This window comes from Marinomonas sp. ATLA20, from assembly GCF_057180105.1.
This window is the reverse complement of sequence record NZ_JBXUKU010000001.1, coordinates 729,960-745,242: the sequence shown is the minus strand read 5'-3', so window position 1 is coordinate 745,242 and position 15,283 is coordinate 729,960. Positions and strand designations below refer to the sequence as shown.

15 protein-coding genes are annotated in these 15,283 nt (G+C 46.1%); 11 read left to right on the top strand and 4 right to left on the bottom strand.

Annotated features, from left to right (window positions below; all coding sequences use genetic code 11):
- Positions 1 to 125: 125 nt before the first annotated feature.
- Together AC2A4J_RS03425 and AC2A4J_RS03420 are read left to right on the top strand one after the other, a co-directional pair.
- On the top strand, positions 126 to 1,898 hold the full coding sequence (locus tag AC2A4J_RS03425) for an EAL domain-containing protein (RefSeq protein WP_484174928.1): 1,773 nt from the start codon (positions 126 to 128) through the stop codon (positions 1,896 to 1,898).
- Between the two features lie 82 nt (positions 1,899 to 1,980).
- Complete coding sequence (locus AC2A4J_RS03420) at positions 1,981 to 2,784, top strand: UDP-2,3-diacylglucosamine diphosphatase (RefSeq protein WP_484174927.1); 804 nt, start codon at positions 1,981 to 1,983, stop codon at positions 2,782 to 2,784.
- A 143-nt stretch (positions 2,785 to 2,927) separates the two neighbouring features.
- Here the strand turns inward: AC2A4J_RS03420 and AC2A4J_RS03415 are convergent, their stop codons facing one another.
- Both AC2A4J_RS03415 and AC2A4J_RS03410 read right to left on the bottom strand, forming a co-directional pair.
- Positions 2,928 to 3,590, bottom strand: coding sequence for a 3'-5' exonuclease (locus AC2A4J_RS03415; protein WP_484174926.1), 663 nt, complete (start codon positions 3,588 to 3,590; stop codon positions 2,928 to 2,930).
- On the bottom strand, positions 3,591 to 5,468 hold the full coding sequence (locus tag AC2A4J_RS03410; protein WP_484174925.1) for a DUF294 nucleotidyltransferase-like domain-containing protein: 1,878 nt from the start codon (positions 5,466 to 5,468) through the stop codon (positions 3,591 to 3,593).
- Between the two features lie 328 nt (positions 5,469 to 5,796).
- Here AC2A4J_RS03410 and AC2A4J_RS03405 point away from each other — a divergent pair, with 328 nt between their 5' ends.
- The 9 genes from AC2A4J_RS03405 to fecE all read left to right on the top strand — a co-directional run bounded on the left by AC2A4J_RS03405 (position 5,797) and on the right by fecE (position 14,280).
- A complete protein-coding gene (locus tag AC2A4J_RS03405) occupies positions 5,797 to 6,813 on the top strand; it encodes a TRAP transporter substrate-binding protein (protein ID WP_255827847.1) in 1,017 nt (338 codons plus the stop codon).
- 85 nt (positions 6,814 to 6,898) lie between these two features.
- Positions 6,899 to 7,456: a TRAP transporter small permease subunit gene (locus AC2A4J_RS03400; RefSeq protein ID WP_255827846.1), complete on the top strand. Its 558-nt coding sequence runs from the start codon at positions 6,899 to 6,901 to the stop codon at positions 7,454 to 7,456.
- Positions 7,449 to 8,765 (top strand): TRAP transporter large permease, encoded by a 1,317-nt coding sequence (locus AC2A4J_RS03395; RefSeq protein ID WP_255827845.1) that lies wholly within the window; start codon positions 7,449 to 7,451, stop codon positions 8,763 to 8,765. Before AC2A4J_RS03400 ends, AC2A4J_RS03395 begins: the two co-directional genes overlap by 8 nt.
- 87 nt (positions 8,766 to 8,852) lie before the next feature.
- Complete coding sequence (locus AC2A4J_RS03390; protein WP_255827844.1) at positions 8,853 to 9,344, top strand: gluconokinase; 492 nt, start codon at positions 8,853 to 8,855, stop codon at positions 9,342 to 9,344.
- 178 nt (positions 9,345 to 9,522) lie between these two features.
- On the top strand, positions 9,523 to 10,548 hold the full coding sequence (gene gntR / locus AC2A4J_RS03385) for a gluconate operon transcriptional repressor GntR (protein ID WP_484174924.1): 1,026 nt from the start codon (positions 9,523 to 9,525) through the stop codon (positions 10,546 to 10,548).
- Between the two features lie 113 nt (positions 10,549 to 10,661).
- Positions 10,662 to 11,555 carry a Fe(3+) dicitrate ABC transporter substrate-binding protein gene (locus AC2A4J_RS03380; protein ID WP_484174923.1) on the top strand — a complete coding sequence of 298 codons (894 nt, stop codon included), beginning with the start codon at positions 10,662 to 10,664 and terminating at the stop codon, positions 11,553 to 11,555.
- Entirely contained in the window at positions 11,552 to 12,553 is a 1,002-nt protein-coding gene (locus AC2A4J_RS03375; protein WP_114411759.1) for an iron chelate uptake ABC transporter family permease subunit, read from the top strand. Before AC2A4J_RS03380 ends, AC2A4J_RS03375 begins: the two co-directional genes overlap by 4 nt.
- The gene (gene fecD / locus AC2A4J_RS03370) at positions 12,553 to 13,509 is read left to right on the top strand and encodes a Fe(3+) dicitrate ABC transporter permease subunit FecD (RefSeq protein ID WP_484174922.1); all 957 of its coding nucleotides are present in this window, start codon (positions 12,553 to 12,555) and stop codon (positions 13,507 to 13,509) included. The genes AC2A4J_RS03375 and fecD overlap by 1 nt, the downstream gene beginning before the upstream one ends.
- A 3-nt stretch (positions 13,510 to 13,512) precedes the next feature.
- Positions 13,513 to 14,280, top strand: a complete 768-nt coding sequence (gene fecE / locus AC2A4J_RS03365) for a Fe(3+) dicitrate ABC transporter ATP-binding protein FecE (protein ID WP_484174921.1) — start codon at positions 13,513 to 13,515, stop codon at positions 14,278 to 14,280.
- An 8-nt stretch (positions 14,281 to 14,288) separates the two neighbouring features.
- Here the strand turns inward: fecE and AC2A4J_RS03360 are convergent, their stop codons facing one another.
- Together AC2A4J_RS03360 and AC2A4J_RS03355 are read right to left on the bottom strand one after the other, a co-directional pair.
- The gene (locus AC2A4J_RS03360) at positions 14,289 to 14,867 is read right to left on the bottom strand and encodes a cysteine hydrolase family protein (protein ID WP_484174920.1); all 579 of its coding nucleotides are present in this window, start codon (positions 14,865 to 14,867) and stop codon (positions 14,289 to 14,291) included.
- A 29-nt stretch (positions 14,868 to 14,896) separates the two neighbouring features.
- Positions 14,897 to 15,259, bottom strand: coding sequence for a hypothetical protein (locus AC2A4J_RS03355; RefSeq protein WP_255827839.1), 363 nt, complete (start codon positions 15,257 to 15,259; stop codon positions 14,897 to 14,899).
- Between the last annotated feature and the right edge of the window lie 24 nt (positions 15,260 to 15,283).

Sequence of the window (15,283 nt, the reverse complement as noted above, 5' to 3'; positions counted from 1 at the left end):
ACTTTCCTAATAGATCCCCACTCTTAGCAGAACATTTCTACCTCAGCCCAGTCATCAAAGTGTCATAAATATGACATAAAATATCGCTCTAGCCACTTCATTCATCTAGACGTATTTGAGACATCATGAGTCAAATGGACAATATTGCTCTACTAGAGAAAATTCTTTCGAATGGATTAATCACACCATACTTTCAGCCTATCTATGATTTAAGTAATGGTGAAATATATGGCCATGAAGCACTTTCCCGTGGCCCAATGAACTCGACGCTTTTCTCTCCCGACCCATTATTTACGCTCGCTCAACAGGAAGGAAAGCTGCATAAATTAGAATTGCTTTGTCGAGAAAAAGCCTTATCGAAATTCGCCAAGCTAGAGCTAAAAGGCCGTTTATTTCTCAATGTCAGCGCATCGTTATTAGGATCACCCGACCATCAATCCGGCATGACATTAGCGATTTTGAACGAATTGGGATTGGATCAAAAAGACATCGTCATCGAACTTTCTGAACAACACCCATACGACCACAATGGCTTGCCGCGCAGCAGTGTTGATCACTATCGTGAAATGGGATTCCAAGTCGCCATTGATGACCTTGGAGTGGGCTATTCGGGCTTACAGCTTTGGTCTGAACTACAACCAGACATCGTCAAAGTCGACAAGCATTTCATTCAAGGAATCGATAAAGACGAAATCAAACGTGAGTTTGTTCGCTCTATTCTGACTATTGCCCAGCGTCTCAACTGCATCCTCATTGCTGAAGGCATAGAAACACAGCAAGAACTCGATCAATTGATAGAAATAGGTGTCACATTAGGACAAGGTTATTTTCTTGGTCGCCCAGTAGAACATCCGGCTTTTTCGACTCATCCGTATTTGGTAAAACAGGCCCAACGACGCTCCCAATTTCAAGTTGACCACTCAGAGACGGTACAAACACTGTGTCGGCCTACACCGAGCTTGCAAGAAATCAGTTTATTAGAAGATGCGTCTCAGTATTTTAAAAAACAGCCAGATCTAGTGGCGATCCCCGTAGTAAATAGCGACAACAAACCAATCGGTGTAGTCCGCCGTCACCAGCTACATGAGCTTTTCTCTACGCCTTATGGACGTGCCTTGTACGAACACAAACCCGTCACAAACTTACTCAGCGATGATGTATTGATTGTTGAAAGCAATGTCAGCTTATCCAGTGTTTCCACCTTGATGACCAACCAAGAAGCCGACACTCTGAACAATGAAATCATTGTGGTCCGAGAGGGTAAGTTCATCGGCACAGGTCACCTTCGAGATCTCTTAAAGCGCATTACCGAACTAAAAATTCAAAATGCTACTTATTCGAATCCTCTTACGCTATTACCTGGCAACGTTCCAATTCATCGAGAAGTCAGTCGTCGTTTACTAGCCAATGAAGACTTTTATGTAGCCTATTTCGACTTAAATGACTTTAAACCTTTTAATGACTTCTTCGGCTATTCCATTGGTGACGAAGTGATTCAGTTGGTTGGCTCTTTAATAAAAAATCAGGTAAACCCTGAGAATAATTTCATTGGTCATATTGGCGGCGACGACTTTGTGGTAATTTTTGGCGATCAGGATTGGCGTCATCAATGTGACAACATATTAAACATCTTTGGGCAAAAAGTACGCGGATTTTATACCGAAGACACCTTACAAGACGGCGGTGTTTGGACTAAAAACCGCCAAGGCGACACACTCTTCCATCCCATTTTAAGCCTCGCTATTGGTGTGGTTCACCCCAACCCGAAGCAATGCACCAATCATCACCAAGTAGCAGAGCTCGCAGCTCAAGCGAAAAAATCCGCCAAGCAGCAAGGTGGCAATCATATCTACCTACAGCCGTATCTAAATACCCATGTACTTGATACAGCACATTAAGGTTTATTGAACTGTCACAAAGCCCTCATAAGTTTGTCATATACGCGCTTTACCTTTAAGAAAGACCTTAGAGGAGGCGCTTATGCAGACGACATTTCGTTCGGTATTTATTTCTGATGTACACCTCGGCACAAAATCTTGCCAAGACATACACCTATTGGATTTTTTACAGTCGATTAAAACCGATACCTTGTATCTAGTCGGTGACATTATCGACCTGCAAGAAATGCGTCATAAAGCCTACTTTGTCGATGCTCATCACCGCGTCGTAGAGCAAATACTAGAGATGGCAAAGTCTGGAACAAAAGTTATTTATATTCCGGGAAATCATGACGCCTTCTTTCGTCAATTTGTAGGACAAACCCTTTCTGGGATTGAGATAAAACTCAACGCGCGTCATAAAACCGCCAACGGTCGTACTTTCCATGTCAGCCATGGCGATGAATTCGATCAAATGGTAAAAATCAGCCCACTCATGCTCGCCATAGGCGATAAAGCCCATGGTCTCATGTTATCGCTGAATCAATGGATCAACGGCGTGAGACGCTTGATAGGCTTACCTTATTGGTCACTGGCAGGCTATTTAAAAAGCCACATCAGCAAAGCAAAAGAATTTATCGAACGCTTTGAAACCGCCGCCCTAAAATCCGCCAAAAACCAAAAAGTCGACGGCTACATCTGCGGCCATATTCACTTTGCCTCCTTTCAGCTCAAAGACGATGTTCTCTATTGCAACGATGGCGATTGGGTAGAACATTGCACAGCATTAACAGAATCTGCTGCAGGGGAAATGAGCCTGATGCACTGGTCAGAAAACCCAAGAGTCTTAGCGACAGAGCCAAAAGAAGAAAATTGGGGGTTATCGCCACTGCCTGCTAGGAGTTAGCTAAGGTTCCATACAAGAAATATATAAATCAACCAATTGCAGTCTAAATAACGTTACACGCCTGATCACGGTCGTACCTCCCTCATCAGGCCTACAAAACCTTTAACGACAACTGTCTTCGTGGGAATGACGTATTAAAACCACTAACGCGTCGCCAACCTCACTCTTCCGCCTCCCATTTGGTTGAGGTCGTGTAATCGACAGTCTCTGCCTTGGTAGGCAATTTGGGCGAGTAGTAGCTCTGCGGTGGCTAAGGCGTCGGTTAAGGCATCATGGCCTTGGTATTCCGGTAAGCCGTAACGTTCTCGGCAGGCGCCGAGGCGAAAGCCGCCGTCCTGAATAGGTTGATGCGCTCGGTTGGCTTTGGTGCGTTCAATGGCGAGTGTATCTAGCCAGTTAGCTGAAAATGTTGCTAAGGCTTCGGTTTGCCACGCTTGTTTTAAAAAACCCAGTTCCATTGGTGCGTGGTGCATTACCAAGACGCGTTCGCGTAGAAGGTGTCGTAGGTAACGCAGCACGCTTTCTTGTTTTTTACCTTGCTGCAAAACGTCTGAGTCAGTAATCATGTGAATGCCGACGTTGTCGCCAATTTGTGCGCTATCTAACACAATATGTCGCGCGGTATCTAATTCAATCACACCTTTATGAATACATACCCAACCAAAGCTGACGATGTGATCTTGCTTCGGATCTAATCCCGAGGTTTCGATATCCAATACAAGGTAATCCCATTCAGACCAGGCTCGTTTAAGCGATTGCCGAGACAAATTCCACGCGCTGAGCTTTTGCAGCAAATCAAACGACATCTAGCTGTATCCTTTTAAGAAGCGCTGTTGCGCCACATCTTGCACATCATTAATGATGCTAAAGGTGGTCTTCAGATGCTTACGCTCTAATGAACTCAAATCTTTCGGATCCAAATACGCGCTGGCTTTACCAGTGGCTTGCCAGTGTCGTCCTTGAGCTTCAAGACGCAAGCCATTGAGTTTGTCCCAAGCGTCCATCAGGTTGCGTGCAGTATCGACACTGATGAGCTTTTCGCGAATGGCTTGCTCGATTCGATCCAAGGTACCGGCTCGATAGGTCTTACATGATAAGCCATACAAGCGAGCTAAATCGTTGATCAAGGCTAAGCCTTGGTGTTTCAGGTCAAGCTGGTTTTTATGCTCGCCAGAGGATTCCAAAACAAAATGACGGAAGAAGCCTAATGGCGGTTTGCTTGCCAACGCGGTGCGTGTCAGCGTCGCTAAAAACACACTGTTTTTGCTTACCTCCAACTGCATGGCTTTGATTAGATTATTCACCGCATCACCTTGTTTATCCCCTGAATCATACACACAACGAATGTCGAAAAAGATGCTCGCGTGAAGTAAAGCGCTCGGTGCACTGCTTTTTATCCAAGTAGAAAAAGCTTGCTGCCAGCCGACTGCTGTTCTTCGCCATTCAGGATTGCTCGCCATGATGTTACCGGGGCAAAGACGAATGCCGCAAAGCCCCAAGCCTTGGCAAATACACTCGGATAAATCGGCAAAATATTGGCTTTCTTTTTCCGTTGGTTCGCGCTCTAACATTAGGCCGTTATCTTGATCACTGCCCAAAGATTGATCCCGTCGCGCTTGCGAACCGAACACCAAAAACTGAAACGCCATGGGCGCTGGGCCATACTTATCCAGCGCTAGCTCAATGACGCGGCGCGTTAGGTTATCACTCACGGTCGCCAGTACTTTGCCCACATCAGCGGGTTTCATATCGGTGACAATCAGATTCATAATCAAAGTCGGCCATTGTTTGCAAACACGAGCTAACTCTTCAATAGACTGCTGACGATGGATTTGATTGATAAGCAGCAACGGGCTGAGTTCTTGATGTCGCAACAAATCAGCAGCGGTTAACATGCCAACGGCTCTTTGTTCTTCATCGACAATGGGCAAATGGTGAATATTGCTTTCGCTCATCAGAGTCTGTGCCTGCATTACCAAGGCGTCTGGTCTCAAGTTAACAGGGTCTTGCGTCATTACCTCTTTTACTAATGAATCTGCCGAGCCGCCAAGGGCCAAAATACGCGAGCGTAAATCTCGATCTGTGACTATGCCAGTTAGTTTGTCGTCTTCTACCACCAAGATAGAACTGACTCGCGCTTCGGTCATACGCATGGCGATGGTTTGAACACTTTCTTCTGGGGTCGCAAGAATCAATTGTCGCGTCATAATATGTGAAATGGGTGTCGATAACTGCAAGGCAGGAGAGGCTAATTCATTGCTCTGACTACGAGAAAGTTTACGTAACCGATTGTGCTGGGTGTGTTCAAAGAAAAGCCCAAAGGCTTCACTCTGCTCCAACGTTTCCATAAAGCGTGTTTTTTCAAAGCGATACACCAAACTGTCTTCCATGGCGACTACTTGCAAACCGTCTGGATTTTGCGCCATCACACTAGACACACCAAAACATTCACCGTCGGCAATTTGATCCACCAGCCCACCTTTAGGCGTGCGAATTTCGCAAGCGCCGCGACGAATCAAATGCACGGTTGCCGCTTCATCTTTTAGTATCACAGTCTGGCCCTGGCGCACGTACAACATGGATACACCTGTGAGTAGTTGTTTTCGCTCAGGCAAGCTTAAACTCGAAAAAGGAGGAATCGTTTCAATGAATTTATGGACTTCAGGAATATCTATCGCGGCCATTTTATTATTCTCTTTTTTTGCAGACGAAGCTTTTTACAGAAGAAGGCACCCATCATGAGTGTGCGCTTTTATTTTAGACAACAAAACGCTTCTTAGACCAATGTCTAGCAAAATAGACCCTATTCACGCTAATAAGATTTCTTTGCATATCAAGCATCTATCATTTAACGGCTGTTTATTTGCTATCAAAGGCTTGACTAAACCGAAATGTTATCGGTAACATCACGCCTTAGTTACCGGTAACATTCATTGTAACTAAACGTACTATTCCTAAAAATCGCGAACGATAAAGCGGTTCTTTCAAAAAAAAATAATGGGAAGCAATACCATGAATAAGTTCACTACCACGTTATTGACGGCCGCTACAGCCGGTATTCTATCGACTTCAGCAATTGCAGCGGATTACAACTTTAAGTTCCAATCTTCTGACCCTGCTGGCGACAAAAACTTCCAAGTTCAAAAAGAATGGACGAAACGCGTCGAAACAATGACGGGTGGTCGAGTTCATATCGAGTTGCTTCCTGTTGGCAGTATTTTCAAACACACTGAAACGCTAGATGGCATCAAAATGGGCATCTTGGACGGCCAAATCACAGCAACCGAGTTCTTCTCTGGTAAAGATCCTGCTTTTGGCCTGATTGGTAACACAGTCGGCGCTTGGTCTAATACTCAGCAACTTTTGCAATACGTTAACTATGGTGGCGGTTACGAACTAATGAACGAGCTTTACGCACCTTACGGCGTGAAATTCATTGGTGGTTCTACGACAGGTGTTGAATCTTTGGTTTCTCGTGTTCCTCTAGACAGTGTTGCAGATCTGAAAGGCCTGAAACTTCGTGCTCCTGAAGGCTTGGTCCAACGCGTATTTGCAGCAGCAGGTGCGGCACCAGTTAACCTACCAGGTTCTGAAGTATTCACCGGTCTTAGCAAAGGCGTTATCGACGCGGCTGACTACACGGTTTTCTCGACTAACCAAAAAGCCGGCATGAACGACATTGCGACACACCCTGTGCAGCCTGGCTTCCACTCTTTGCCATTGATCGATATTTCAATGAACAAGAAAAAATGGGACAAACTGCCAGCAGACATTCAAGCTATCCTAACGGTTTCAGTTCGTGACTTCGCTGAAGACATGACAACACAACTGCGTATTGCGGACCAAGCTGCCGTAAAAGCAGCGAAAGCGGATCCAAACATTACCATTCACGATTGGTCTGCAGAAGAGCGTAAGAAATTCCGTGCGATTGCTCGTACACAGTGGGAAGAGTTTGCCAAAGGTTCTGACAATGCGCAGAAAGTGTACGACTCTATTACAACGTACCTAGAAGCAAACGGCCTTCTTTAAGCTCGCCTAGAAGCCTTTTAACCCTGCAAAACAGGCGCACTGCATACCTATTGCATCTGCGCCTGCTTTTCATTGGATCATGATCATGAAAGACGAAATTCATCCACAGACACTAGACAGTTCTGAACAGCCGAGAAACGCCCTAGATCGTGCGATCTATTGGTTCGGCAACCTCATCAGTTTGCTGTTTATCTTTACCGTTGGCATTTCTTTTTACGAAGTTGTGATGCGTTACCTATTCAACGCACCAACCATTTGGGTTCACGAAACCGCCTCATTTCTAGGTGGCTGTTTGTTCGTTTATGGCGGCATTTATGCGTTGTCCATTAACAAACATGTTCGTGTGGTGCTGATCTATGACATTGTCTCAGACACAACGCGTCGCTGGTTGAATGTTTTCCACCACATCATGGGGCTGCTGTTTACCAGTTTACTTAGCTGGGCCGCTTATCAAATGGTTCAGGACTCATGGTTTACGCCATTTGGTGATCTTCGATTAGAAACATCTGGTTCCGCTTGGAACCCCGTTTTCCCAGCCTTAGTGAAAGGCATGATTTTCGCCACGCTCTGTATCATGTTTGTGCAGTTTTTCTTGCACCTAATACAAGAACTAAATGGTTTAAGGAAGCGCAAAGATGTTTGATTTATCCGCTATGGGCATAGGCTACGGCAGCCTACTAATGCTCGGCTCTATGATTTTATTGCTCTTAACAGGCATGCAATTGGCCTTTGTGACCGCGTTAGTGGCGCTTGTTTTTGCTATTGGTTGGTTTGGCGTGGGCGCGTTGCCTTTGATCACCAGCCGTTTGTACAGTTTTGTCGGTAGCTATGTATTTCTGGCGGTGCCCATGTTTGTTCTGATGGCCGCCTTATTAGATCGATCTGGTATCGCCCGAGACCTGTTCGACGCCATGAAAGTCTTTGGCCGCAAACTACGCGGCGGCGTGGCAGTACAAACTCTTTTAGTTGCTATCGTTCTAGCGTCTATGTCTGGCGTGATCGGCGGTGAAACAGTATTACTTGGTATCTTGGCCTTGCCGCAAATGTTGCGCCTTGGGTACAACCGCAAACTGGCCATTGGTGTGACCTGTGCCGGTGGCGCATTAGGCACCATGCTACCACCCAGTATCGTATTGATTATCTATGGTTTAACAGCCAGTGTTTCCATCGGTGATTTGTTTAAAGCGGCGTTCTTACCTGCTTTTATTCTTGCCTTCGCTTACATGGCTTACGTGCTGATCATTTGTCGTCTTCATCCAGAATACGCGCCCTTGCCGAGCGAAGAAGAGTTGGCAGCGGACAAAGACGTCAATTATTTCAAAGCGCTACTCTTCCCTCTTCTTACTGTAATGATGGTATTAGGCAGTATTTATACTGGTGTAGCGTCTGTGACTGAAGCCTCTGCACTGGGTGTGGTTGGCATTATTATCAGCGCGGCGATTCGTGGCGAGCTGAATTTCGCCATGCTAAAAGACAGCGCAAAAGCCACCATGAGCACCTGTGGCATGATTATCTGGATCGGTATCGGGGCAACCGCTCTGGTCGGTGTATACAACCTGATGGGCGGAATCTCCTTTGTTGAAGAAACCATTCTTGCCCTAAGTGGCGGCAGCGTCATGGGCACCGTCATGATCATGATGATCATCTTACTGGTACTCGGTATGTTCTTAGATTGGGTCGGTGTTGCACTATTAACCATGCCGATCTTCGTCCCTATCATTACAGGTCTTGGCTTAGATCCTATCTGGTTTGGCGTGGTGTTCTGTTTGAATATGCAGGTATCTTTCTTATCACCTCCGTTTGGCCCTGCGGCGTTTTATCTTAAATCTGTGGCGCCAAAAGACATTAGCCTGGGCGAGATCTTTAGCTCTCTCATGCCTTTCATTGGCTTGCAGGTTTTGGTTCTTGCTTTGGTCATATTCTTTCCTGAGCTGGCCCTTTGGTGGAAATAACCCATTGAGACCATGCCGTTCAACACGGCTTTTTGAACGACACTGCGGCCTTGCTGGACAACAGCAAGGCGATAAGGAATTAAGAAGATGACAAAGAAAATTGTAGTATTAGGCGTATCAGGTTCAGGTAAATCTTTAATAGGCAAAAGCATAGCAGATAAGCTTGGTTACCCATTTTTTGATGGCGATGACTTTCACTGCCAAGCCAATGTAGACAAAATGCGCCAAGGTACGCCACTCACAGATGAAGATCGCAAGGATTGGTTGGCAACACTCAACAACATATTGACTGATAACCCAACGGCCGTTATTGCTTGCTCCGGACTGAAGCCAGAATATCGCGCCATGCTGCGCAATGGTTTAGACGATGTCACCATGATCTATTTAAAAGGCAGCATCGATACCATTTGGCAACGTCATCAAAAACGTGACGGTCATTATTTTAATGGTCGAGAAATGCTAGAAAGCCAATTCGCCACTTTAGTTGAACCAACAAGCGACGAAGCTCTGGTGATCGATATTTCTCAAAATGCCGACCAAGTTTTAAATGAAGCCTTGACGCTTTTAGCGATTAAATAAATATATAAGCAAGAGACACAACCAAAAAGTTGTGTCTCTTGCTAAAAAAGTGAATGCTCACTTTCAACATAATTCCTACTTTAATTAACACCGACTCCATTAATGCCTACTTTTTGTTTCTAGCCATGAATGGCTTATGATAATGTTACCTGTAACAAAACATGGATACGTCACTGGTATGAAAAGCTCCGACAAGAAAAGCCCAAGCATGAAAAACAAACGCCCAACACTGCAAGACGTGGCTGACTTAGTTGGCGTGACAAAAATGACCGTGAGTCGCTTTCTTAGAAATCCAGATCAAGTTTCTGTGCCATTACAAACTAAAATCGCCGATGCATTAGAAGACCTAGGTTACATCCCCAACCGAGCACCTGATATTTTATCCAAATCAAAAAGCCACGCGATTGGCGTTCTACTTCCCTCTTTAACCAACCAAGTATTCGCTGAAGTCATTCGTGGTATTGAATCCGTCGTTGAACCCGCGGGCTATCAAACCATGCTGGCTCACTATGGTTACAGCAAAGAAGCGGAAGAAGCCCGTATTGCGACTCTCTTGTCTTACAGTGTCGATGGATTAATCATCTCCGAGAGCTATCACACAGAGCGCGTGAGAAAAATGCTAGCCGTGGCTGGCATTCCCGTTATTGAAATCATGGACTCCGTTTCCCCTCCGATTGAGCAAGCTATCGGCATAGACAACGAAGCCGCCGCGTATGCCATGACGGATTTTATGATCAAACGAGGCCGACAAAAGATTGTCTATTTTGCCGCGCGAATGGATCAGCGGACTCTGTTTAAAATCAAAGGCTACGAAACCGCCATGCAAGACAACGGATTAACGCCTTTGTGCCTGAAAACCAACAGCGCGTCTTCATTCACCCTTGGGGCCACTTTTCTACACGATGCCCTGCAGCAACAACCCGATACCGACGGCATATTCTGCACCAACGATGACTTAGCAATTGGTGCGCTGTACGCTTGCCAAAAAGCTGGCATCAAGATTCCACAAGACATCAGCATTGCAGGTTTCCACGGCCATGATATTTCCCGCGCTATGGTGCCTAGACTGGCAACCGTCATTACGCCCCGTGAAGAAATGGGACGCCTTGCTGCCGAACATCTGTTGTCACGTCTGCAGGGGAATCCCGTCTCTCAAACCATTATTGATTTGCCCTTTCAAATAGAAGCCGGCGAAAGTCTTTAATCATTAGAAAATAAGATACAGCGTCAAAATTGATTATTGAGAAGAAAACACTTAACACTGAAATGAGAAGTGTTATTATTATCGAAATTTTTCAATAACAAAGACATATTCTTATGAAACGCTTGATCTATCTTGCCTTAACCGCTCTTTCTCTCTGCCTATGCTCACTGGCTCAAGCTGTCACAGTAGAAGACAGTAAAGGATCATTTAGCATCGATTACACGCCAAAGCGTATCGTTGTGTTGGAGTTTTCATTTGTCGATGCATTAGCTGCCGTTGGTGTCAGCCCTGTCGGTATCGCGGATGACAAAGATTCTGAACGTATTCTAAAAGAAATTCGTGATGAAATTGGCGATTGGACATCGGTTGGTACGCGTTCTCAGCCTAGCCTTGAAACCATTTCTTCGCTAAAACCAGATCTCATCATTGCCGATATTTCCCGCCATGAAGGCGTATATGCTGATCTACAAAAAATAGCCCCCACCTTGATTCTGCCTTCACGCCGAGCCACCTATGAAGAAAACCTTCAAGCCACGGCCATTATTGGTAAAGCCATAGGCAAAGACAAAGAAATGCAAGCGCGCCTGAAGAAACATGACGAAGTGATGGCGGAACTAGCGGCCCAATTACCAAAGGGCAAAGAAGTGCAATTTGGTGTTGCCCGTGATGACGCCTTATTTCTTCACACAGCAGATTCCTATGCTGGCGGCGTGATACGCGCATTGGGCTTAAAAAATGCCAATACTGGCCGCAGCGATGATGCTTACCGTCAAACCAGCTTAGAACAACTACTTACGGTCAACCCAGATTACTTTATCGTCGGTAATTACGTCACACCCAGCATCGTCGACAAATGGAAAAGTGAGCCGCTTTGGTCAATCTTAAAAGCCGCTAAAAATAACCACATTTATGCGGTTAATCCTAATACCTGGTCCCGTTGCCGCGGCATTATTTCAGCCGAAACCATGGGGCAAGATCTAATCAAGGTCTTCAACGCGAAAAAATGATCTCGTTACGTTTTTCTTTTTTTGCCCAGTGCCTATTGCTACTACTGCTTCTGTTTGCCTGTTCATGGATCAGCCTGTTTAGCTGGTCCGTTATTACCGTCACGCCAGCGGACGCTCTGCATGCCTTATACAATATGAATCAGGACAGCATTGCCCAGCATATTGTTCATGATTTAAGACTGCCTAGAGTACTCGTTGGCATCATGGTCGGCGCTAATCTCGCAGCGGCTGGTGTCATCATGCAGGGCCTGACACAAAACCCTCTTGCTTCTCCGTCTGTGCTTGGCATTAACGCTGGCGCAGCTCTGGGAATGGCAAGTGTTTCCACGATCGCCCCTTGGTTTGGTTTACTCGGCAGTTCAATCGCCGCCATTATCGGTGGCGGCATTGCCTGGGCTTTCGTTATGCTGCTTGGCAGCGCATGGCGCGGCGGCAATGAACACGGAAGATTAGTATTGGCTGGCGTCGCTATTTCCGCTTTATGTGCCGCTCTAACCAAGGCCGTAATTATCATTGCTGAAGATCAAGCTGCAGGCGTACTAACTTGGCTCGCGGGAAGTTTGACCGATGCTAGATGGCAAACCTTCGATTCCCTTTGGCCTGTCTGCCTTATTGGTTTATTAGGTGCCATGCTGATTGCCCCAACACTGAATCTATTGCAGCTTGGCGATGACAATGCGCGAAACCTTGGCGTGTCGCTGATGTGGGTCAAACTAGGCGGCAGCTTTCTCGTCTTATTATTGGTCGGGAGCGCCATCAGCAGCGTCGGTGCAATTGGTTTTGTCGGCTTGCTGGTACCACATATGGCACGCATGCTCGCGGGGCAAGATCATCGTAAGTTTTTGCCTATCGCCATGATACTGGGCGCTTGTTTGGTCGTTTTATCCGATACAGTCAGCCGAGGTATTATCTATCCCGCAGAAACACCGGCTGGCGCTATTTTGGCCTTGATCGGTGCGCCGTTTTTCATCTACCTCGTCCGTAAGAGAACCTTATAATGGCCACGCGCTCGCTGCCTTTTTTAGTACTTGCCATGATAGGACTGCTGATCGCTAATCTCATGTTTGGTGCGGTTTCGATTCCATTCAAACAGATTTTAGATGGTCTTCAAATCGGTAACGAACACTACTTCACCGTTCATGAATATCGCTTACCGCGCACCATTCTCGCCATGTTAGTTGGTGCCATGATGGCGCTGGCGGGCGCCTTGGTTCAAGGGGTGATTCGTAACCCTCTGGCGTCACCGGATGTACTTGGTGTTAGCCATGGTGCTGGATTGGCCGCTGTGTTCTATATGACTTTTTTTCCCAATGCCGATATTAGCTGGCTACCTGCGGTCGCCCTAGTCGGCAGTTTAGTGGCAGCGTTAATGTTGTGGTGGTTGTGCGGCTCACATAGCAGCACCATAAAACTGGCCATTACGGGGGTGGCATTAGCGGCCTTATACGCCAGTTGTATCGACTTTCTGATGCTGGTTAAACCACTGGAAATCAATAACGCCCTATTGTGGCTAACAGGCAGTTTATGGGGACGCGGCTGGAATCAGCTTGCTATGTTATTGCCTTGGCTGCTGTTGATTCCTTTTGCCCTTTGGCTTGCGAAACCGCTCAATCTCATTCATCTCGGTGATGACAGCGCCATTAGCCTTGGTATAAAGGCGAACAAGCTACGTTTGGCCTCCTTGACTATTGCTGTTGGGCTGACTGCGTCTTGTGTGGCGATTTGCGGCCCTATTGGCTTTCTCGGTTTAGTGGCTCCGCATTTAACCCGAAAATTGGTCGGCGGCCGTCATCAAATACTCTTGCCTGCCACCATGTTAGTTGGCGCCATTTTGTTGCTGCTTGCTGATCTCGTAGCTCGCACCATTGATCCACCAATTGAATTACCCGCCGGCATTATGACCGCCATTATTGGCGCGCCGTATTTTCTTTGGCTACTCCTTAGGACGAAATGATTTATGTCTCTTAGCACTCATAACTTATCTGTTGGCTACCATGATAAAGCCATCGTAAAACAAGTCGACCTAAACATCCCCGAAGGAAAAATCATTGCGTTACTTGGACCAAATGGTTGTGGCAAATCCACTTTATTGAAAGCCATGGCGCGCATTCTTTCTCCTATGGATGGCCAAGTTCACTGGCAAGGCCAGAACCTTCACGGCATCGCATCTAAAAAACTGGCGCAACAATTGGCCTTGTTGCCACAAACCCAACCGATTCCTGAAGGGATTAAAGTCAAAGATTTGGTCGCCTATGGACGCAGCCCATACACTGGGTTTTGGGGACGGATTAGCAAAGAAGACCACGACATTATTACTCAAGTCATGCAAGAAACCGGCATTACCGAGCTAGCTGAGCAACTGGTCAGTGAGCTGTCTGGCGGTCAACGTCAGCGTGTTTGGCTCGCCATGACGTTAGCGCAAGATACGCCGTATTTGTTGCTGGATGAGCCAACCACCTACATGGATTTAAGCCATCAAGTAGAACTCATGCACTTGCTGCGCAAGTTGAATTTGCAAGGCAAAACCATCATCACGGTGCTCCATGACATCAACCAAGCGGCACGTTATTGCGACCACTTGATCGTGATGAAAAAAGGCAAAATTGTCACCCAAGGTTCACCAGACTCAGTGCTTACCCAGCAGTTATTGAAAGAGGTCTTCTCGTTGAGTGCGCAGATTCATCAAGACCCGATAGCCAAAACGCCAATGTGTGTGGTGGAGTAATGAAAAATCTAATCGCTTAGTGATGTGTGTTCTTTTGGCAATAACGCAAACACTGCATCTTGGGTAATAACCGTCGCATATTCACCATGCAGATTCGACAATGACATTGCATGCACATCATCCGCACTGCGTGATAGGCCAAAAAAGTCTTCTTTTTCAAACGCAAAACACGCACTGCCGACCACGTAGGTATTAAAACCTAAGTTACCGGCACTTCTCACGGTGGATTCAACAGAGTTATTTGTACTGACGCCAACCACAACCAACGCTTGTATGTCTTGGTCGCGTAGCCAGCTTTCTAAATCGGAAAAGGTGAAGGCATCGGGAACGGATTTTTCAATAATCTTCTCGTCCGCCAAAGGTTGAAAAGCGTCTTGAAAGAGAGCGCCATCTTGATCAGGCCAAAACAAAGATTCCGGCTCATTCGACAAATGGCGCACATGAACTATCGGCGCGTGGATCGATCGCCAATGAGCCAGTAACTCGGCAATTTCATGTTCAGCATTCGGGTTATTACGTTCACCCGCTTGCGGCCAAGACATGCCTTGCTGCATATCAATAATCATCAATACTATCGGCTTAGACATTACCTTTCCTTTGCATTAAACATCTGCGTTTAGGCGTCTTTACTTTGCTGCTCGATAGCTTTTTCATTTTCTCGATTTTCGAGCGCTAACAGTCGTTTTTGCTGATTGCGCAGTTTAAAGAAGAAAACCACCAGCGCCATACATAGTAAGAAAGTTAAGTTACCCAAAAAATTCACACGATATTCTAACGACTTAACATGAGCCATTTTGGTAGAAAGTGATTGGTAATCGCCTAAAGATGCGGTGGACAGCTGTAAAATTGCCACGCTACGCTCAAGTTCAAAAACAGTCTGCTCAAGCGTCTTCTGATCTTCTGAAGTCTTGGTCGCTGCCATGGAAGAAACCGATACAAAGCTCCCCAGAATCAAACATAATAACAATCGATATAGCATAATTAATCCCTAAAATAGCGTCAG

Coding starts and splice junctions, on each gene's coding strand:
- AC2A4J_RS03425 (WP_484174928.1), top strand. CDS start 126: ATGAGTCAAATGGACAATATTGCTCTACTAGAGAAAATTCTTTCGAAT.
- AC2A4J_RS03420 (WP_484174927.1), top strand. CDS start 1,981: ATGCAGACGACATTTCGTTCGGTATTTATTTCTGATGTACACCTCGGC.
- AC2A4J_RS03415 (WP_484174926.1), bottom strand. CDS start 3,590: ATGTCGTTTGATTTGCTGCAAAAGCTCAGCGCGTGGAATTTGTCTCGG.
- AC2A4J_RS03410 (WP_484174925.1), bottom strand. CDS start 5,468: ATGGCCGCGATAGATATTCCTGAAGTCCATAAATTCATTGAAACGATT.
- AC2A4J_RS03405 (WP_255827847.1), top strand. CDS start 5,797: ATGAATAAGTTCACTACCACGTTATTGACGGCCGCTACAGCCGGTATT.
- AC2A4J_RS03400 (WP_255827846.1), top strand. CDS start 6,899: ATGAAAGACGAAATTCATCCACAGACACTAGACAGTTCTGAACAGCCG.
- AC2A4J_RS03395 (WP_255827845.1), top strand. CDS start 7,449: ATGTTTGATTTATCCGCTATGGGCATAGGCTACGGCAGCCTACTAATG.
- AC2A4J_RS03390 (WP_255827844.1), top strand. CDS start 8,853: ATGACAAAGAAAATTGTAGTATTAGGCGTATCAGGTTCAGGTAAATCT.
- gntR (WP_484174924.1), top strand. CDS start 9,523: ATGAAAAGCTCCGACAAGAAAAGCCCAAGCATGAAAAACAAACGCCCA.
- AC2A4J_RS03380 (WP_484174923.1), top strand. CDS start 10,662: ATGAAACGCTTGATCTATCTTGCCTTAACCGCTCTTTCTCTCTGCCTA.
- AC2A4J_RS03375 (WP_114411759.1), top strand. CDS start 11,552: ATGATCTCGTTACGTTTTTCTTTTTTTGCCCAGTGCCTATTGCTACTA.
- fecD (WP_484174922.1), top strand. CDS start 12,553: ATGGCCACGCGCTCGCTGCCTTTTTTAGTACTTGCCATGATAGGACTG.
- fecE (WP_484174921.1), top strand. CDS start 13,513: ATGTCTCTTAGCACTCATAACTTATCTGTTGGCTACCATGATAAAGCC.
- AC2A4J_RS03360 (WP_484174920.1), bottom strand. CDS start 14,867: ATGTCTAAGCCGATAGTATTGATGATTATTGATATGCAGCAAGGCATG.
- AC2A4J_RS03355 (WP_255827839.1), bottom strand. CDS start 15,259: ATGCTATATCGATTGTTATTATGTTTGATTCTGGGGAGCTTTGTATCG.